Source organism: Pseudodesulfovibrio thermohalotolerans (assembly GCF_021353295.2).
Taxonomy (GTDB): Bacteria; Desulfobacterota; Desulfovibrionia; order Desulfovibrionales; family Desulfovibrionaceae; genus Pseudodesulfovibrio; species Pseudodesulfovibrio thermohalotolerans.
Map to the genome: position 1 here is coordinate 1,398,247 of NZ_CP120635.1, position 16,845 is coordinate 1,415,091.

A 16,845-nucleotide genomic window follows, 5' to 3' on the forward strand; every position below is an offset into this window, starting at 1 on the left:
CGTACCGTGGGTTTGCGGGCGCATGAATATTGGAGAAGTGGCCGAGCTGGCTGAAGGCGCACGCCTGCTAAGCGTGTTATGGGCGTAAAACTCATACGAGGGTTCAAATCCCTCCTTCTCCGCCAGAAATCAAGGGGTTACAGTGAAAACTGTAACCCCTTTTTCTGTGTAACAAAGGGGCCAAAAACAAAAAGTGTGGGACAAAGTGTGAACATTTTTCCGGGAAACACATTTTGTAGGCCATAAAAAAGACCCCCGAAGGGGCCTGTTTGGAGCGGATCTGGTTGAGCCGTTATTTGACGACTTTGAGGTATTTCGGCTTCCGAGGTCCGTTTTTTGATATTTCCTCCAGCTTGTTGGCAACACCCTCGTCCACCCGCATCTTCTCCAGGTAGATCTTGGTTGTGGACGGCCGCTGATGATCAAGCATTTTGCCGATTCTTTCCTCGGGGACTTCGGCATTGTCGAGCATGTGTGACCCCCAATGCCGCAGGGCATGACCGGTCACGTGTTCGATTTCGATCTTGAGGCGCTTTTCAAGCCGCTTCTTGATGTTAGTGAACAGGTGCTTGATGAGCGATGCGTTGCGCTGATACCGGTTCCCGGACAGGGGGTTGACGAATACGAACGGGCTGTCGGTTTCCCGTTCCCGGAACCGGCGCTTGAGGATCTCGTATACCGTGTCGTTGAGGTGTATCCAGACCGTGGTTATTGTTCCGTCCCGCTTCCCATGTTTGAATCCGGCTTTTCGTTCCGTCAGCTTGACGTTCGTCCATTCCAGCGTCCTGATGCTCCTCCCGCGCTGGATCGTGTTGCACATGATCTCGATGTAGTCCGACTCGTCACCGGGACTGGCCTCGCCACGGTACAGCTGCACCGTTTCATACGTCGGCACGGGCCGGGAGTATTCTTCCACGGTGAACGGCTTGATGTCACGGGTCGGGTTGTCGATGTATTGCTTTGTCCGCCTGATCCCGTCCATCAGCCCCCTGGTGATGGCGTGGGTCCACACAGCACCGATCTCCCGGCAATGCCGGTTGCCGGTTTTGTTGGAACACCCCTCCTGCGCAGAGGCGTGATACATATAGCGCTCGATCAGCGGTGACGGGACATCATCAAGTTCCGCGTCGATGCCGTCAGGGTGGTGCTGTGCGAGAAATTCAAGGAATCGAGCATAGATTCCGACCTTCCCACCATACGTCCCTTTCCCCCACCTCGGCTTACCCCAGTCAAGGTAATCGTTTGATGCGCTTAAGAAGGTTATGCGGGTCGCCCTCTCCGCTTCCAGTGCTTCCAGCTCCCGCATCCGGAGGATTTCCGTCTCCTTCTCGTTCGCCCACTCCTTCGCTTCCCTTACGGTCGCAAACCCTTGCTTGCTTGCAAGTTTCGTTCGGCCTTCTCGGAGCCATGCGCGGTACACGATGCCCCGTTTCTTGGTCTTGACCCTTTCCGTGTCTAGCGTGAATCTCGCCATAGTTAACCCCGTTCCTCCCTATAAGATACGCTTCAACATCTTCCGGGCAGAACAACGCAGACCTCAGCGTCCTTCCGCTCGTCATGAACGTGTGCGGCCATGTCTGCCAGATATTACCCCGCCTGATCATGGCTTTGGTTACACCCTTCAAATGGTCCCTCAACAATGTGTCGACGTCAACGAGCACTCCCTGCAATCCCCCAATTTCGTCGTTAGTCAAACAGCCACGGGAAATCGTACCACGCCGATTCGGCAAATCAACAACTATTTCAACAAGTTGACGATTCCTTGTTTTTGCATTACGCATAAACGTATTGAAATAAGTGTATATTTTAAGATTGTGCAAAAAATTGCATCAAAAAAAAGTTTCGCGATGTGCAGATTTTGCACCGCATGGCGCAAAAAAAGTGGAAGCCGGCGGCCTGTTTCCAGGGATGTTCCGCGGCTTCCGGGAGGTGAGATGAGAATGGGTGGGGACATGGCCCCAAGGAATCCAATCCTCGCTCGTCGAAATATCCAGAGTCAAGTTTTCGCGGGAAAAAGATTTAAAAAGATGAAGGCCCCGAAAGGGACCTCCTGTTGCTGGTGAAATCAGATCTCGCCCCTGGCCCTGGCCATCTCATCGGCCTCGGCCTCTGCAAGGTCGAACATTGAATAATGGATTTCCCTGTTCAACGGGCCGCCTGATCCACGGTCTTCCCTGAGACGGGCGGAGACAGATACGTCGATCTCGTAGAGCAGGGCGGCGGTTTCAGCGTCGTCGTATTCTGTGGTGGTGTCGTCGAGGTAGTCGATCATGCCGTTGCCTCCAGTAGATTTGAAGGGGAGGACAGACGGGGGACGGGGACGGTGTAGGCTCCTCGGAACGTGCCGGCTGACTCAGTGGTGGCAGGGAGGTCAGACTCGTGGCAGACGCCGACGATTGTGGCGATGAAGTGTAGTGGTTCATACTTGATCTGACAGTCTGTCCCTTTTGACGGGCCGCAATTGTCAGATTAATTCAGCTTTGAAACGTATTCCGTCCAGAGCTGCTTTCCTTCGAGCATAGTTGCCATGGGCGTCCTCCCGCAACACATTTTCCCCTGATGCGATCGTGTTGTACTCGGCAATCCATGCGTCAAGATCAGCCTGTAAAGAATCCAATGAAGGATAGAGTTTGCGCCGGAAGGTCACACGGTAGAATTCGTCCAGAATAGTTTTGTGGAATCGTTCGCAGATGCCGTTGGTTTGCGGATGTCTGGCCTTCGTTTTAGTATGCTCGATGCCGCACACGCCGAGAAAAAGCTCGTAGTCGTGCTTCTCTACGTTGCCGCAGTATTCCGTCCCCCTATCCGTCAACATCCGCAGGATGCCCATGCCTTGCTCCTCAAAGAATGGCAGGACTTTGTCATTGAGCATGTCTGCGGCAGTGATCGGCGTCTTGGTCGTGTACAACTTGGCCGCTGCCCATTTTGAATACGTGTCGACGAAGGTTTGCTGGTAAATGCGGCCAACGCCTTTGATCGTGCCGACGTAGAACGTATCTTGGCTCCCAAGATATCCTGGATGTGCTGTCTCGATCTCGCCGTGAGCAAGATCGTCGTCGTTCTTTTTTTCAAGCGCCTGCACCTGGGCTTCAGTCAGAATCATTCCCGATTCTGCGGAGAGCTTTTCCAATGCTCGCAAACGCAGCTTGAAGTTGTGCAACTCGTGTCGAAGCCAGATCGACCGCACGCCGGAAGGCGAGACAAACGTCCCGAGCTTGCGGAGTTCATTGCTGGCTCTGGTTTGTCCGTAGGCGGGAAAGTCGGTGGCATATGCAACTACAGCATCTTCGATGGCCGAATCGACCCTGTTCTTCAGATTCGGCTTGCGCCGATTCTTGTCGAGCAAGGCCTCAACTCCGCCATCCTCCTTGGCTGCCTGGTATCGGTAAAAGGTGTCTCGGGAAAAACCCATAAGCTTACAAGCCTTCGAGACATTACCAAGTTCTTCCGCCAGATTGAGCAGGCCGACCTTGTGTTTTATGACGTTGTGATTGAAATTGGACATGAGGTTCTCCTTTGAGCACAGGGCTCAGTTTGATGGTCTTCAACATTTCCATCAAAAGGGAGAACCTCTCGATTTTCAAGAGGAACTGTCAGATCAAATCGAAACTACTTCAGAGAAGTGATCGTATCCGATCTTGTCTGCCAGGATCATGACGTAAGTCGTGTCGGTGTGTCGTTCGTGCGGCCTGACGGCGAGTCGGAACTTCTCCGGGGCGGCGTTCTTTGCGAACCTGAGCGTCGTTTTGAAGTCGACTTTGACCGCCCCGGCAACGGCATCGACACCGCCGTCTCCCCTGTATTTGTCTGCGTTCCTGACCTTACGCTCCGTGCAATATCGGGCCATTCCGGCTACGGGGCCATGGAGATAGATTTGCCCGGCAGCCTCGCCGATCTGTCCGGCAAGGTTCGAGCGGAACTTGCTTGTCTGTTTTCCGTTGCCGTCCTTGATCTTAGAGGCGGTATCCAGGGTGCATTCCCTGGCGTTTTCTGCTATCAACTCGGCCGCTGTTCCGGTGAACTCCACGACGGTCCGTCCGGAGTCGTCTGTGCTGACCTGGATTTCGTTGTTGCTGATAAGTTGGGCTGGTAATGTGGCGCGGGAGGCCTTGGCCTTGGCTACAGCCTCCTCGACGGTGCGGCCCTTGTCGATGACCTAGCCGTTGCAGACGTCTATCACGTCTGATTCCAACGACGACTTGACCGGAGCTATATCGTCGCCGCTGACCCTAACCCTGACAGTGTTCAGCGCCCTGGTCTCGACCAGGCAGTCGTGTCCGAGCCGCATCAGCTCCCTGGCGATCCCGTCGGCCTCGCCCCTGTCTTCGTAGATGCCGGCGCATCCGTCGATGGTGCCGCCGTTGGTCGTCATGACAACGTGGACTTCACGTCCTTCCCCAGCCGATCTTCTTCCTTCTTCCGTTCTTGTGTGCATTCGCTCCTCCAAGAGCTATGCACACGGGCCTCCACGACGCCTCCTTGGGGGACCCTGCGGCACTGTTTCCGCAGTGGCCCCCCGTCGCCGTGTGTCGTTCTGTTAGTGAATCAGTTCGTCGATCAACTCAATTCCGATTGCCGCGCCAGTTGCCACGAGAAGTTCTCTCGTGTGTCTGTAGACAGCTCGTTTAACGTCGTCGGCGGCGGCCGGGATCAGGGCGTCAATCACATACGGCAGATACGCCGTGACCATTGCGCTGATCTCGTCGTTGCACCGCTCCCCGGTCATCCCGTCGTACGCAGACAGCGAGACGATCTGGCTATCGATGTGCGCCAGCACAGCCGCGAACGCGCAGATAGCGTCCCACGTGTCCGTTGCGGCCTTGACCTCGCCGCTCTGATCGACGAGCAGGTACCGTCCGGCGTAGCCGGTCGCGTCGAGCGACAGGCCGTCATCTGTCTTGATAATTCTCTTTGACCCCATTTTTTTCTCCTTCCTCGTTGCGGCTTTTCCGGTCGCCAGGCCAACCCCTTGGCCCAGGCGCTGTCGCCATCATGAGTTGATTGGACACCCTCGAAATCCAGAAAGTCAATGGCGTAACATCAAGAAATTGCTTGATAAAGCGCTGTTTCAAGTGGTCGTCAACATGGCGCACGTAAAACCCGGTGAGCGCCATGGGTTTTCCGCCGGTGACACGCCGAAAAAAGACGTGCCACCGGCGGTTTTGAGCGGATTTTTGGGCTTAGAAGGGCGGATCGCTGGGATCCATGTACGGCAACGGGCCGATCAGCTCGGGCTCGGGGCAGGTCAGGTCGCAGCGCCACAGGGGCCGTCCACATTTGCCGATGGCGTACAGGTCGCCGTAGCCGCCGACAATGTGGAGCGGGAGCAGCTTGTCGTATTCGTACCACCCGACACGTCGGCGGATATCGCGAAGGTCGTTGAGGTCGGGGTGGACGGCGATGCCGTTCTGTGTAGAGCGCCTAGTCATCGGACACCCCCATGGAGCAGAGTAGGGATGTCTGTCCTGCGTTCGGACAACGCTTACGCGTGGCCGTGCGTGGCCGGGGATAGTTTGCCGAGTTTCTGTCGCATGGGGCGGTGAAGTCGAAGTAGCCGGCATCATACAAGACGCGCCGCGCCTCGTCTTCGGTAAGCCAAACGCCGTTGGCAACCGTGTCGGGCCGACCCTGGGCGAAACCGTGTATGAACCAGTTCCCGTCGCTGACTCCTACATATGCACCAGCGAGCAGGATGCAGTCGGCAGACCTGACGAGCGCATTGCGCTTGGTCCTGAACAGCCTTTTTCCGGTTTTGTAGATGACTGGAGCACGGCGGGACTTTTTTTGGGAGTCGCAAGGAGCGAACTCGTCGAACGCCGGCAGCAGGTCGATGAACATTTCGGGCGTAATGTCCATCTCGATGTCGATGATTCCGCTGCTTGTCTCGACGCAACCGGACAAAATCACGTTTTCGGCACCGAAGACAACTTCAGCACCAGCAAGGAGATTTCCGCCAAGCTGCTCGACGAAGATCTTGTCCTTGGTGTGTTCGATGCGCTTCACGACCCCGTATTTGAAGAGAGGGTGAAGTCGTTCGCAGTAGTTGATGTTTTTAGTTATTTCGCCATTGCCGTTCTTGATGGTGCGGTCCTTTCCCACACTCGCTCCTTGACGTACAGACACCCTGTATTAGGTGCAGCCTTCTCGACAGATTCTCGATCCGGGATTTTCGAAACATATAGCGGACAACCTCTTTATTGTCAAGAAAAATATTTGTCGGAGTCTTTCATAATCGCTCACTCTCTAGTGCATGTCAATATAAAAAGGCATGATAAAAGCACACCGGTTAAAGTGGGCCTCCTTACACTTTCTTTTAATAATAGTGATAATCATTTACGTGCGTTATGACATTTTGCAGACAAAATGAAAGACCCCCGAGGGGGTCTTGTGGCCTGTAAGCGTGGTGGTGTTCCGCCGCTCCCAGGTAGTTCTATGATCTCGCGCTGATCCCAAAAAGGATACGGCGCTCCATAGGCCGCCGCACAAAATGTCCGGCCATAATCGCCAGCGGAAGCACGACACAAGCCGCAGCCGCCAGCGCGATCTCCTGCCCGTTCCCGGCCCCTGTCAGCCGGTCTGCCAACAAGATCGAGATGAACAGCGTCCCGCAGACAACAACATCTAACACTGTCGCCGCGATGACACGATCAAGCGCCATCTTGCGATACGCCCCCAACGGGCGAGTCGCATTCGGCATCCGCTCGAAGATCAGCTTATCGACATTTCGCTGGGCTGCCAGGATCTTGAGCGACAGTTTGCCGCTGGCGACCATCCCGGTCAGGGCGAACCCGAGGATCCACCAGCCATTCTTCGTCGTCTCCGGTTCGATGTACGCCGCGATAGCGACGCACAGGGCCTTGACGACGTATGACATGACGAGCGCCATATTCCAATTCTGATACGTGACCCGATCCTTCAGTACCGCCTCGGGTGCGACATTGACGTGTTCAGGGCTTCCGACGACACTGCACAGCCATGCGGTCAACTTCTCCAAACTCATTTTTCAACATTTCTGTTTCTGTTATCCAAAAAACTGTCTCTGTATGATCAAGTTATATTCGTCGCGATTCCAGGAAAGCAAGTTTTCATAACGTCTTGCGGCAAATGTGCGCAGTCGAAAGCCCCTGGCGCTCACCGGGTTTTGTTGGCGGCAAAAAAAGATGAAAAAGTTTTAAAAAGATGGGGCGTGGAAGGTTGAAAATGTGGCGTTGGAATGGCAGTTGGAACGAGGAGTAGAGCCCCTGGAAGGGGCCTTGGGTGGGTGTTGTTGGGTGGACGGACTACTTGAGGCGGCCATGATCTCCAGTCATCAGGGGGGATCTGGACAGGACAAGGGCCAGGAGATTCGATGCGGCGGCGGCACCGCCGGCGACGGCGACGAGGAGTCCATTACCGTCGGTGACTGCCGACAATGTTGCGGCCAAGGCCGTGAACGTCGTTGCCGTGGCCATGGCGGAGGTGGTCGCTGGGACAACCCTGGGGACGAACCAGTGGCCGAAAATTGCCCAAACGTATGCGGCGGCGACAATGGCCGCCGGGACCATGGCTAGGGCGATGGAGGTCTCGGAGCCTGGGGTTAGAGTCAGCCGGTACAAGCCGATCAAGACGGCGGCGATGGCCAGGGCCGCCAGGGCGGCGATGCGGAGTCGTGCTGTTCCCATTATTTACCTCCCTGACTCATCAGCTCGTCTCGAGTCAGCGGCGCTAAGAGTATAGCGGACAAGGGGACTAGGGCACCGGCCGCCGAGTCACGGGCTACGGTCCGGACACAGGCGTCCCAAAACTCGGACAGATTCATGCCGTGCGTCTTGGCGGCTGATTTTGCCATCTCAAGCAGGGGGCGGGGGAGACGGGCTCCAAACCCCCGGAAATCGCTTCGCTCGTATCCGGTGACGAGTTTCGTCTCGGCACTGCGGACGACGTACCAGCCGCACAGGATCAGAACAGTCGTGATATTCAACCCTTGCCTCTTCCAGGCCTCGACGATCTCCGCCGTTTCCACATCGAACGTCAACTGTGTCAGCGTCGTCCCTACCGGGATTTCCGGAACGTATTTTCCGGTATTTCTGTTCGTTTCGTTCGTCATTATTCGTCTCCCCACAGTCTCTCAACGTGATAATTAGGTGCGCAAATCGTCGCAATACGCAAGCGGCCGCGGCGGTGATCGCCCTCGACGAGTAGCACGCAGTCGTCGAAGGCGACGCGGTTGTCGTTGTCCTGAATTTCGAGGACCAGCTCGTCAAGTGCCATGTCGTCGGTCGAAGCGATGGCCTCGGCAACGTCGGCGACGGACAGGGGCCAGAGGTCCGATATCGTGATTCTTGTGTCCTCCATTACGCTACCGCTCCAAGCCGCTTTGACACGTACAGCTGCACCTGTGTCGTGAAAAACTTGACGTCAGACAGTGTGCTGTTCCCAGGCACAACGAGCGCAAGGCTGCTGTCACTGTCGTATACGCCCCAGATTGCTCCATCGCGCTCGACGACGTCAGCTTCAAACTGTTTTTCTGATCCGTTCTCCGCGATTTCTGCGCCCGTCATATCACTAAAATCCGGCATCTTCATTCTCCTGTTTTTCCCGTTCTTTTGCCCCCGTCCTCCTGCCCGGTTCGTCCGGGCCGGGGGCTTTGCTTGTATGCCCTACAGTTCCCGCTCAACAATCTCGGCCGGTACGTAGCTGTCGACTCTGTACTCGAGCCAGTCTTCGTATTGCTCGGTGTCGTCGTCATACTTGCTGATCAACAGCCAGGCGTCGTATTCGCGGGTCTCGATGTTCGCGAGTCGCGTCTTCAAGTTGACCGCGTATTCGCCGTCGCTCAGGTCCTCTCCGCAGACCAGCCGCTCGACGATCTTGATCTGTGTCCGATTCCCGAAGTCGTCAACTTCGGCAACCCGCATCACGAGACCACCTGCCGTATCCTCGCGGGGTTCGATCTCCCACTTTCCGCAGTCGCCATTTGCCATAAGCTGCCTATCATCGTCCCAGGACCAGACCTCGCCGTCCGGGCGGCCGAGTTCGCCGAAGTGGGGAAGGTCGAACGTCCTGACCGCCTCGTCCAGCCTCGGGATTTCGGTGACGTAGCTATCACGCTCGTCGGCAGACTGTATTTCGTCGTAAGCGTTCAGGGCGTCGCACAGCTCGTCAAGGTCCGTTGCTCCGTTGATTTTCGCGATCATCCGTTCGACCATCTTCTTTCCGTTTTCCTTCGTCATCTCGATTTCTCCGTTTTTGTTGTTTCTTCACACCGTTCGGGAACCATTTTCCCATCAGGCATAACATTGTTATATTCACTGAGTTTCACAGAGTCAAGTTTTTCGGCTAAATAAAAGTTGATTTTGCGAGATATTTCTCTGTGTTATACTGCTGATGAAAAAGAAAATTGCGTGAGCGCCAGGAGCTTTTGCGAAATGATGGAAAGCAAAAAAGGATCAAAAAAAGGATATTTTGCCCCCTTCACTCTTTGTCATTGTTCCCATTTCTATGGGGAAGCGTGGGGGAAACACGCAAAGACGTTCAAAACAGCAAAAATGGCCGTTTTTGATCAAAATGACGCGTTTTAGCTAAAATGATCGTTTTCGCAAAAAACGCTCGACGAGATCTCGGGGGAAGTAAAGGCAGGAACACCCAAATAAAGGATTAAATAAGTTGGCAGGAAGGGTCTTTCCCTTCCTGCCAACTTATTCCTCCTCGACGTCTGCAAATTCTGCCAGTTCGGCCGCTGTATAGTAGGCGGCGTCGAACTCGTACGCGCAGGACATCAGCTCGGCTGATCTGTCGATGGCGACCCGGCGCTCGTTGTCAGAAACGGTGTCGCCGTTTCTCGTTGCCCGTACGAAACCGTCGTCGTCTGACCGGCGGCGGATACCTGGCTCTACGGTCGCGTCGGGGTTGGCGTACAGGTACCCCATGCGCCAGAGGCTCCGATCAACGTGCGACAGCATTTTGTCGATCAGCCAGTGGGCGTGGCGCGGTGTACATCCGGCCCAATTCATCACCGCAGCATGAGCGCCAGGTTTCTTGGTGCCGTCTGCCCGTTCGGGGTACGTCCGAACACAATCCGCCTCGAGGAACATGGCCAGGACGCGGCGGTATCGCCAGTCTAAATCCTGTACCACAGTCCGCTCGAGATCGATACGGGCGGTGATCCTGTCCGTCACGTCCGGGCCGAAACAATCTCCGTCTGGCGTCAACCCAAGTTCACCGTCTGCGGCCGCACGGCCAGACACCGAACCGCACGACCCCTCGAGATCGCGAACCGCAACGAGATATTTCAGGGCCTCTTCCGCATTGTGAAATCTGATATTTTTGTCGCTCATGCATGAATATTCGTAGTCTGTAAGAAGAGTTGCACAAAACTGACAGCGCCGAAGGCGAAACACGTGAAGAACGTTGCCTGTAAAAGAAGAAAAAGAATAAAAAGAGTGGGTTATAATACAAGAAAATGGAGAAATCTCTGGGCTCCTGGCGGAAATAGAGCGATTGTGAGGGGGAGAGGAAAACAGAAAAAAGGGGAACGAAATGGAAATCGTGATTGCGATTATCGGGGCGATTGTGGTGTTCGGGGCGCTTGTCAGCAACGGTGGCGGCATGACGACGAACTGGTCGGCCGGTGAGGATGATGGTGGGGACGGATGGCAGTCGATGTCCGGGGATGACGGGACCGGGATCACATCGACGGATGATATGTTCTGCGATGATGACGCTGATTTGCTTAATAATGACGACGTTTACTATTCTCCGATTTACAGCCATCTCCCCTGTAATATTCACTACGACTCTTCGTCCGATTTCTTGTCGGACGATGACGATTTTATGTCCTCGTCGACCTCGGCGTTCGGCGATGACTGGCCGAGTTCCTCTATCGACGACGATTTTTGCGGCACGTCGTCGATTGGGATTGATGACGATATCTGTGGATGTGGGTGTTCGTCGTTTGACGATGGCATCGGGTGCTCGTCCTTTGATGACGATTTCGGCTGCGGATCGTCCTGGGACGACTGATATACTTGGTGGGATGGTGGCTGGTGAAAATGGAAGGAAATGAAGAAAGAAGAAGCCCCCTGTCGGGGGCTTTCTTGTGTGCGGTGGTCGGTGGTGTAGGGCGTGGTGGGGGCGGTTAGCCCTGGGCCTTGTTTGTTGCTGCGACCCAAGCTGTCAGGCGGTCGTAGTCGATGCCGCCCTGGGCGCACTGTTCGCGTATCGACTCGTCGCCGTCGTTGCAGATGTACCTCCAAGTCCGAGAGAACATGGATATTTCTTCTGCGGTGAATCCATCAAGCGCCTCGGCCATTGCGGCGTTTTTTGACAACCCGGCGGCGACCGTTTTCAGGTTGTTGCGCTTTGCGATACCGACGAGATAGCCGATCGGCTTCGACTGGGCTTTGCGCTTGCAATGCTCGATCAGGGCAACGGCCTCGTCGGTCGACAGGGGTGCGAGGAGGTCGGTGACAGTCTTGTCGTTGCGGGATTCTTCAGGGAGGGCTTCCAGGACCTCAGAGGACAGTGTTTTGACTGGCGTTTCGGGCTTTAGGGGAGATTCCGTCCGGGTCTTCTTTGCCTTTTTCTTAGCCTTCTTCTCGAGTTCGTCATTGACGGAAAACCGTTCGCCGACGAGCGAGAATGTCAGGTTGAAAACACCGTGGCGAACCTTCTCCGCTACCATCTCGTACCGTCCGCATGTCGCCTTGTTGACTTTCGCAATAGCGGCTTCAACGCGCTTGATGATTTGCGATGCCGCGCGTTCCGACATATGCAGGCTTTTCCCGAGGCCCCTAGCATCAATCGTCCATTCATCTTGCGACATCGTCCATTTCTCGAGCAGCTCAAACAGACGTCTAGCGAGGGGTTGTGTCAGTTTGCGGTATTCGGTGAACGACAAATTGCGGTAGAACTTCGTTCTTCGCAGTTGCCGGAGGAATATCTCGTCGAGGGCGATCACTGGGCGGCCAGTTTCGTCGATCTCATACGACAATATCGAAAACGACTTCGATACGCGGTTCTGCCTCCCAGCCTGGTCCCTCTCGTAAAAAGATTCGTGGAATTCGATCCTTGCCGTCGAATAGCGATACAACGACTCCCTGACCCTGTCGTAGTCGGCCTTGCCGGGGCGATTCTTGCCAACCCCTTTAAGGATGTCGAGGAAGGTCGGCGACAACACTTTTTCCCACTCCCCATTTTCGTCGACGCTGTTTTGCGCGGAATGAAGCAGGAAGATCAGGACGGCGTGGTCAACGTCTACCGGAACGGAAGTCGCAGAACACACTATCTCGAACTTGCCGTCAGCCGACTGGAACGACCTCTCGTTGTACTGCCGATCAAGTGCGAAGAGGCCGCGCTCCAAGAAGTTCGCATCGATCTTCACGATATCTGTCATCTCATCTCCTTGAACACTCGGGCTTGTAGGTTTTTGCCCCCTTCGGCCCGTGTTCAAAGTCATAATATTTGCTCCGTCCCCATAAAGTCAAGTTTTTACGACATAATTAAAGTTGAAAAAATACCGAATATCTTTCGGTAGTTTATCTCACTTCTTCGGTACTTTGTCTCACTTTGTTTCGGTATTTTATCTCACTTCGTTCGGTGCTTTGTCTCACTTTGCCGCCCGGAAACCCGCGCACAACAACGGTTCCAGCCCCCTTTAGAGACATTATAAAAACAAAAAATAGAGACAATGACAGAAGAAGGTGGTTTGTCGTCGTCGGTTTTTTGATGTTTGGCTAAGGAATGAAGATGGTGGAGATGTACATGTCTGAACAGTTCGGCAATACCGCTGAATCATCCAAAAAACAGGCCGCCACGGCCTTTTGGCTGTCAACCGTGAACACGTCCACATGAAAACAACGAAGAACCCGTCAGAACGGAAACCATGCCCCATTCTCGAAAAAACCGAAGCGCCCACATTCCTTTTTCATCAGCCACCCAAAAAATCGAAGACCAGCTCGAAACGGTCACCGAGTTCTCCCAAAGGGGGAACCACTGTTTTAGATTGGGGGGGGCGGCGCGGCTGCGGCCCCGGCGGCGTGATTCCGTCATTTTAGCCGTAATATTTCGATATTTCTCGCATTTCACGGCCAAAAAAGTTGGAATCCGATTTTCCGGCGTCGTAGACTCCGAGTGTGGGCGGCGAACAAAAAGAGCCGCAGGAGTTGATATGGCTGACAAAATCGGAGTGGAACTGGATTGGGGATTGCTCGAGCCGACGATTGCCGTCGCTGTACGCAGAACAAGGGCGACAATTGTTGAAAAGTGTGGGTCTGCGCAGGACGGAGACGATTCGCCGCAGATTTTATGGAATTTCTCTGGCTTAACCGCCATAAATACGATGCGAAAATTGCCGCACAGAATACATGGGCGGGGGCGTTTTTGCGGAACCGGTCTATGCAGATCGTCGACGGATACCGCCGCGACGCGAACCGGTTCGTATCGTTCGACTCGATGACCACCTCCGGCGGCGATGTTGGATCATCGGCATACGAAGTCCAGGACGATTCCGCTGACACCCATGCCGTCGCCCTGGGCGCCGACGAGATCGAGGCCGCCCTGGGCGACCTGGCCCGGAGGCTAAACGGCAATCCCGTCGCCCAGCTCGTACTCGTCGAACTCGCCGCCCCGTCGCCGGAGGTCCGTGCCGCAACCGCAGCATTCGAGGCGCAACACGGTCTCCGCGTGACGACGACTCCCAGCGACGTGATCTGCGCTGTTTACAATCTGCGACTGTCGATAGTGTCGATTGCGCTGGCTCGTGTCCGGGCGGTTTTGTCCGGCCAGGCTTCGGCCGCCGTCGAGTCTTCCGCCGCCGCTCATCGTCCCGTCACCATCCACTCCCCGATCACCGTCACCAACCACATGGAGGTCTGCCGTGCCGCATAGCCACAATCCAAACAGCGACCGCCCAGGATGTTACGCGTCTGCGATCTGCAACGCCAACAAAGCAATCTGCGCCCGATGCGCTCACCTTCAACAGTGCCGCCGGTCGATGCCGGAGCCGAAATCGGCTGTCGACGGGTTCTAAAACCACGTCATCCCGCTCGGCGGAATTATGGCTGGCCCAACCGAGTACGAGCGTATAGCCCAGGACGACAAGACCACTCCCGGCCGCCGGGGACACGAAGCCTCGAGGTCGCGCCAGGCTTCGCTTTTCTGACCGCCGTCGCCGAGTCTCTGGGCGGCAAAGGCAAAGGACCACCGCCCCTTCGGTGGCGGCGAAAGGATCGGGAAAGGGAAATAAAAAGGAAATGAAATGAAAAAATAAAAAAGCTTGCAGACGCAGGATCAGCCGGGGGCTGTCGCCCCCGGAAAGGCAAAGGAAACGTGGATGAACTCCAGGAGGCGCTGGATGAAAATGATAGTTGAAACAAGTAGAAGAAAGGGCGGTTTTGGTCCTGGATGTTGCCCTGAAAAATCTCGGATGGTGTGTGTTCGACGTGGACGGTCAGATCGTCGATTGCGGGACCGTGCAGACAAAGCCGCCGAATGGTGCGGCCAAGTACGGCGTCCTTGAAGCAGCGCCCGGGAGTTGTCGTCTGAACTCATCTTCCTTATTAGCCGATTCTCTCCGACGGAAGTCGTCGCCGAAATGCCCTTGGAAGGGGCAAAAACATGAACGCTGTTCAGGCGATTCGCCTTGCGACTGGAGCTGTGATCAGGACGTGTGTCGGGGCTGGGCTGACGCCCCACACGATAAGGGCAAGGGACGGTATGATCGCATTTCTCGGGGCCGGAAAAGGTTAAAAGGACGAGATGATGTCGGCCGCCAGAAGCCTGTGGCCATCAGCGTCGTGGCCGAATGCAAAATGCAGGATGGAACATGCCGCCGATGCCGCCGCGGCGTATCTAGCTTGGAGGTAAAAAAGGCGAGTGACGGAGATGTGTTGACCGATTTTTGTGGTGTGAGCACAATGCGCATTGGACTTGAAAAAAGGAGGGTCAATGGGCGACATCACGGACGTTTGCAAATACGAGCTGATAGGTGATCTTGTCTGCCATCCGACACGCCACGGGCTAATGACGGCGCTTTTCCATTGCGCGAAATCAAATGGTCCTGTTTCCCTCGTGTCGTACGGTGCGTTGATGGTTGACAGCCGCAAGTTTGGCGAACTTTGCGGCGGAGAATCTATTACCAGTGTTCCGGCAGACAGGATCGAAATCGTGCGAATTGGCGGAGTCGCCGATTTTCTTCATTTGCTGACAAAAATGGTCGATTCAGGCGGAATATCCTATCTTTGGCCTACTGCCGTTGTCGTCCAAATACATGTGCGCGACTGGGACAGGATTCCTCTCGGCGAAAACGCAGAAGGGGTATGCGTGTGGGTAAGAAATTAAGTCACCTCCCAGGCCTGTCACAATGCCCGTCGTGCGGCGTCGAGCCTTGCACACCGCACCGCCATGGATGCGAGGTCGAACGTTGTTCGGTGTGCGGCCTTCAGCGGTGCCAATGCGATTGCCCCGGCCATGACCCCAGGTTTGCACGTTGGACAGGTATCTGGCCCGGCGAGGCGGAGGCCATCGTCCTTGGCTTCGTCCTTCCGGGGTCGCTCTTGGCCCCAGGCATCCAGCCCGACCTCAACCGCCTTTATGCAGAAGGGTACCACCGTGTCTTCTTCGTCAAGCCCGACTCCGCATAGCTCCGACATTTTATCCATTCCCATTTCTGTACCGCCTGTCGGCGGCACAGTAACACGTTCCGCTACGCTACAAGTGTTTCCCCCGCCCGGAACCGCACCCGGAGAAGGGGGGCGTTTCTTTTTTTTATCTTTTTCTCCTTTTTTTGGCATCCACCGGTCCTTTTTGGCCAGAACGGCCTCCTTGGCGGCGAATAAAGAAAAACGCGGCCAAGGAGAAAAGTATGGCAAGAATTATGGTTTTGCATGTCAAGGAACTGGCCGAGGTTTAGCGGTTCAGGAAGCATGTGAAATCGGCGATGGTGGACGACGGAAACGGCGGAAAGGTTCGGAAGACGGTTTGGGACTACGAGCTGGTCGGCAAGAAGAAGGTTGTACGGCCGGAGCTGGCTGACTGTTCGCACGGGCCTAGCGACGTGATCGTTGGACACTACGGGCAGCGGTACCTGATGACCGACGAGGGAAGCATCACAAGGGCGGAGGTGTAGCCATACCATGTTTCCCCCCGCATCCCCCGATGACTAGGGGAAGTAGAAACCAAGTGAAGGTGGGCGAGTATCCTTTTTTGATCCTTGCCCTTCTTTTTTTGTCCTTTTTCCCTTTAATTTCTTTCCTTCAAGGCCATTTCCCCCGGCCTGAAAGTGGCGATCTGCAGTCAGCAGGTGGTATGATCATGGAAACAGATTGACTGGTCGGTAGACCAAAGGAGGCACTATCAATGGAGAAGTTACGAAGCATGCTTATTCCCGTATGCAAGAACGCAACGTCGTTGCACCTACCGCCCTGGCATGTGTTGCCATAGGCGAGAAAAGCCCTGGACGGCTGGGCGCTACCAGGCACTATCTTCTGGGGTACACGGCAGTGACAGTGCCGTTGGAAAATGGGTTGAGGCTCGTTACCGTTTACACCGGCCGACCCCATGATCACATCGGAGCGGCACACGAGCCGTGTCGCAGAACACGCGACCCGACCTGCTCCGTGATTTGATAGGGCGGAAGTTCGTCCTTGGCCTCTCGCGTGGCTTGAGGCGGTCGCACCAACGTTGCTCAAAAGCGGGAAGAGCACCCGCCATGGAACACCACCCGAGAGCGAGGCATATCTCGATTTTGGCCCCCATCCGGGGGCCTTTTCGTGCATAAGATCAGAATAGGATAACTAGGTAATGTCTCAACACGTGGCGTAATTGGGGGGAGACACTCCCCCTTCGCGTAAGCCCTGGCAGCAGGAT

Annotated in this window: 21 protein-coding genes, 1 tRNA gene and 1 pseudogene; 6 read left to right on the plus strand and 17 right to left on the minus strand. The window is 55.3% G+C overall.

The annotated features are described in order from the left end of the window. Positions 1–31: 31 nt before the first annotated feature. Positions 32–125 (plus strand) — tRNA-Ser (locus LF599_RS06495). Between the two features lie 167 nt (positions 126–292). Here LF599_RS06495 and LF599_RS06500 read toward each other — a convergent pair. From LF599_RS06500 to LF599_RS06570, 15 genes and pseudogenes are all read right to left on the minus strand, one after another. Beyond that, complete coding sequence (locus tag LF599_RS06500; RefSeq protein ID WP_207262423.1) at positions 293–1,474, minus strand: tyrosine-type recombinase/integrase; 1,182 nt, start codon at positions 1,472–1,474, stop codon at positions 293–295. Between the two features lie 591 nt (positions 1,475–2,065). Beyond that, positions 2,066–2,272, minus strand: coding sequence for a hypothetical protein (locus tag LF599_RS06505; protein WP_207262422.1), 207 nt, complete (start codon positions 2,270–2,272; stop codon positions 2,066–2,068). 197 nt (positions 2,273–2,469) lie between these two features. Continuing rightward, positions 2,470–3,505: pseudogene (locus tag LF599_RS06510) on the minus strand (IS481 family transposase). Between the two features lie 93 nt (positions 3,506–3,598). Then, entirely contained in the window at positions 3,599–4,027 is a 429-nt protein-coding gene (locus LF599_RS06515; RefSeq protein WP_279522720.1) for a hypothetical protein, read from the minus strand. Positions 4,028–4,156: 129 nt separating this feature from the next. Further along, the gene (locus LF599_RS06520) at positions 4,157–4,435 is read right to left on the minus strand and encodes a hypothetical protein (RefSeq protein WP_279522721.1); all 279 of its coding nucleotides are present in this window, start codon (positions 4,433–4,435) and stop codon (positions 4,157–4,159) included. 102 nt (positions 4,436–4,537) lie between these two features. Beyond that, positions 4,538–4,921, minus strand: coding sequence for a hypothetical protein (locus tag LF599_RS06525; RefSeq protein WP_279522722.1), 384 nt, complete (start codon positions 4,919–4,921; stop codon positions 4,538–4,540). Then, a complete protein-coding gene (locus tag LF599_RS06530) occupies positions 4,890–5,114 on the minus strand; it encodes a hypothetical protein (RefSeq protein WP_279522723.1) in 225 nt (74 codons plus the stop codon). The genes LF599_RS06525 and LF599_RS06530 overlap by 32 nt, the downstream gene beginning before the upstream one ends. Before the next feature lie 66 nt (positions 5,115–5,180). Further along, on the minus strand, positions 5,181–5,429 hold the full coding sequence (locus tag LF599_RS06535) for a hypothetical protein (protein WP_207262418.1): 249 nt from the start codon (positions 5,427–5,429) through the stop codon (positions 5,181–5,183). Beyond that, the gene (locus LF599_RS06540; protein WP_279522724.1) at positions 5,422–6,099 is read right to left on the minus strand and encodes a hypothetical protein; all 678 of its coding nucleotides are present in this window, start codon (positions 6,097–6,099) and stop codon (positions 5,422–5,424) included. The genes LF599_RS06535 and LF599_RS06540 overlap by 8 nt, the downstream gene beginning before the upstream one ends. A 331-nt stretch (positions 6,100–6,430) precedes the next feature. Continuing rightward, positions 6,431–7,000, minus strand: a complete 570-nt coding sequence (locus LF599_RS06545) for a hypothetical protein (protein WP_279522725.1) — start codon at positions 6,998–7,000, stop codon at positions 6,431–6,433. A 280-nt stretch (positions 7,001–7,280) separates the two neighbouring features. Next, positions 7,281–7,661, minus strand: a complete 381-nt coding sequence (locus tag LF599_RS06550; RefSeq protein ID WP_279522726.1) for a hypothetical protein — start codon at positions 7,659–7,661, stop codon at positions 7,281–7,283. Further along, on the minus strand, positions 7,661–8,086 hold the full coding sequence (locus LF599_RS06555) for a hypothetical protein (RefSeq protein WP_279522727.1): 426 nt from the start codon (positions 8,084–8,086) through the stop codon (positions 7,661–7,663). The genes LF599_RS06550 and LF599_RS06555 overlap by 1 nt, the downstream gene beginning before the upstream one ends. After that, a complete protein-coding gene (locus tag LF599_RS06560) occupies positions 8,086–8,334 on the minus strand; it encodes a hypothetical protein (RefSeq protein WP_269941268.1) in 249 nt (82 codons plus the stop codon). The genes LF599_RS06555 and LF599_RS06560 overlap by 1 nt, the downstream gene beginning before the upstream one ends. Continuing rightward, positions 8,334–8,558: a hypothetical protein gene (locus tag LF599_RS06565; RefSeq protein ID WP_279522728.1), complete on the minus strand. Its 225-nt coding sequence runs from the start codon at positions 8,556–8,558 to the stop codon at positions 8,334–8,336. Before LF599_RS06565 ends, LF599_RS06560 begins: the two co-directional genes overlap by 1 nt. 81 nt (positions 8,559–8,639) lie before the next feature. Further along, on the minus strand, positions 8,640–9,212 hold the full coding sequence (locus tag LF599_RS06570) for a hypothetical protein (protein WP_279522729.1): 573 nt from the start codon (positions 9,210–9,212) through the stop codon (positions 8,640–8,642). A 195-nt stretch (positions 9,213–9,407) separates the two neighbouring features. Between LF599_RS06570 and LF599_RS06575 the strand changes: the two genes are divergently transcribed. Continuing rightward, positions 9,408–9,560 carry a hypothetical protein gene (locus LF599_RS06575; protein ID WP_279522730.1) on the plus strand — a complete coding sequence of 51 codons (153 nt, stop codon included), beginning with the start codon at positions 9,408–9,410 and terminating at the stop codon, positions 9,558–9,560. Positions 9,561–9,677: 117 nt separating this feature from the next. Here the strand turns inward: LF599_RS06575 and LF599_RS06580 are convergent, their stop codons facing one another. Further along, complete coding sequence (locus LF599_RS06580; protein WP_279522731.1) at positions 9,678–10,316, minus strand: hypothetical protein; 639 nt, start codon at positions 10,314–10,316, stop codon at positions 9,678–9,680. 202 nt (positions 10,317–10,518) lie between these two features. On the opposite strand from LF599_RS06580, the gene LF599_RS06585 reads away from it, so the two are divergent. Continuing rightward, positions 10,519–11,001: a hypothetical protein gene (locus LF599_RS06585; RefSeq protein ID WP_279522732.1), complete on the plus strand. Its 483-nt coding sequence runs from the start codon at positions 10,519–10,521 to the stop codon at positions 10,999–11,001. Positions 11,002–11,116: 115 nt separating this feature from the next. Here LF599_RS06585 and LF599_RS06590 read toward each other — a convergent pair whose 3' ends face one another. Further along, positions 11,117–12,373 (minus strand): replication initiator protein A, encoded by a 1,257-nt coding sequence (locus tag LF599_RS06590; RefSeq protein WP_279522733.1) that lies wholly within the window; start codon positions 12,371–12,373, stop codon positions 11,117–11,119. A gap of 1,001 nt (positions 12,374–13,374) precedes the next feature. Between LF599_RS06590 and LF599_RS06595 the strand changes: the two genes are divergently transcribed. The 3 genes from LF599_RS06595 (at position 13,375) to LF599_RS06605 (ending at position 16,105) form a co-directional block, all read left to right on the plus strand. Next, entirely contained in the window at positions 13,375–13,866 is a 492-nt protein-coding gene (locus LF599_RS06595; RefSeq protein WP_279522734.1) for a hypothetical protein, read from the plus strand. Positions 13,867–14,925: 1,059 nt separating this feature from the next. Further along, a complete protein-coding gene (locus LF599_RS06600) occupies positions 14,926–15,318 on the plus strand; it encodes a hypothetical protein (RefSeq protein ID WP_269941260.1) in 393 nt (130 codons plus the stop codon). Positions 15,319–15,904: 586 nt separating this feature from the next. Further along, on the plus strand, positions 15,905–16,105 hold the full coding sequence (locus tag LF599_RS06605) for a hypothetical protein (RefSeq protein WP_269941259.1): 201 nt from the start codon (positions 15,905–15,907) through the stop codon (positions 16,103–16,105). The last annotated feature ends 740 nt before the right edge of the window (positions 16,106–16,845 follow it).

Coding starts and splice junctions, on each gene's coding strand:
- LF599_RS06500 (WP_207262423.1), bottom strand. CDS start 1,474: ATGGCGAGATTCACGCTAGACACGGAAAGGGTCAAGACCAAGAAACGG.
- LF599_RS06505 (WP_207262422.1), bottom strand. CDS start 2,272: ATGATCGACTACCTCGACGACACCACCACAGAATACGACGACGCTGAA.
- LF599_RS06520 (WP_279522721.1), bottom strand. CDS start 4,435: ATGCACACAAGAACGGAAGAAGGAAGAAGATCGGCTGGGGAAGGACGT.
- LF599_RS06525 (WP_279522722.1), bottom strand. CDS start 4,921: ATGGGGTCAAAGAGAATTATCAAGACAGATGACGGCCTGTCGCTCGAC.
- LF599_RS06530 (WP_279522723.1), bottom strand. CDS start 5,114: ATGGCGCTCACCGGGTTTTACGTGCGCCATGTTGACGACCACTTGAAA.
- LF599_RS06535 (WP_207262418.1), bottom strand. CDS start 5,429: ATGACTAGGCGCTCTACACAGAACGGCATCGCCGTCCACCCCGACCTC.
- LF599_RS06545 (WP_279522725.1), bottom strand. CDS start 7,000: ATGAGTTTGGAGAAGTTGACCGCATGGCTGTGCAGTGTCGTCGGAAGC.
- LF599_RS06550 (WP_279522726.1), bottom strand. CDS start 7,661: ATGGGAACAGCACGACTCCGCATCGCCGCCCTGGCGGCCCTGGCCATC.
- LF599_RS06555 (WP_279522727.1), bottom strand. CDS start 8,086: ATGACGAACGAAACGAACAGAAATACCGGAAAATACGTTCCGGAAATC.
- LF599_RS06560 (WP_269941268.1), bottom strand. CDS start 8,334: ATGGAGGACACAAGAATCACGATATCGGACCTCTGGCCCCTGTCCGTC.
- LF599_RS06565 (WP_279522728.1), bottom strand. CDS start 8,558: ATGCCGGATTTTAGTGATATGACGGGCGCAGAAATCGCGGAGAACGGA.
- LF599_RS06570 (WP_279522729.1), bottom strand. CDS start 9,212: ATGACGAAGGAAAACGGAAAGAAGATGGTCGAACGGATGATCGCGAAA.
- LF599_RS06575 (WP_279522730.1), top strand. CDS start 9,408: ATGATGGAAAGCAAAAAAGGATCAAAAAAAGGATATTTTGCCCCCTTC.
- LF599_RS06580 (WP_279522731.1), bottom strand. CDS start 10,316: ATGAGCGACAAAAATATCAGATTTCACAATGCGGAAGAGGCCCTGAAA.
- LF599_RS06585 (WP_279522732.1), top strand. CDS start 10,519: ATGGAAATCGTGATTGCGATTATCGGGGCGATTGTGGTGTTCGGGGCG.
- LF599_RS06590 (WP_279522733.1), bottom strand. CDS start 12,373: ATGACAGATATCGTGAAGATCGATGCGAACTTCTTGGAGCGCGGCCTC.
- LF599_RS06595 (WP_279522734.1), top strand. CDS start 13,375: ATGCAGATCGTCGACGGATACCGCCGCGACGCGAACCGGTTCGTATCG.
- LF599_RS06600 (WP_269941260.1), top strand. CDS start 14,926: ATGGGCGACATCACGGACGTTTGCAAATACGAGCTGATAGGTGATCTT.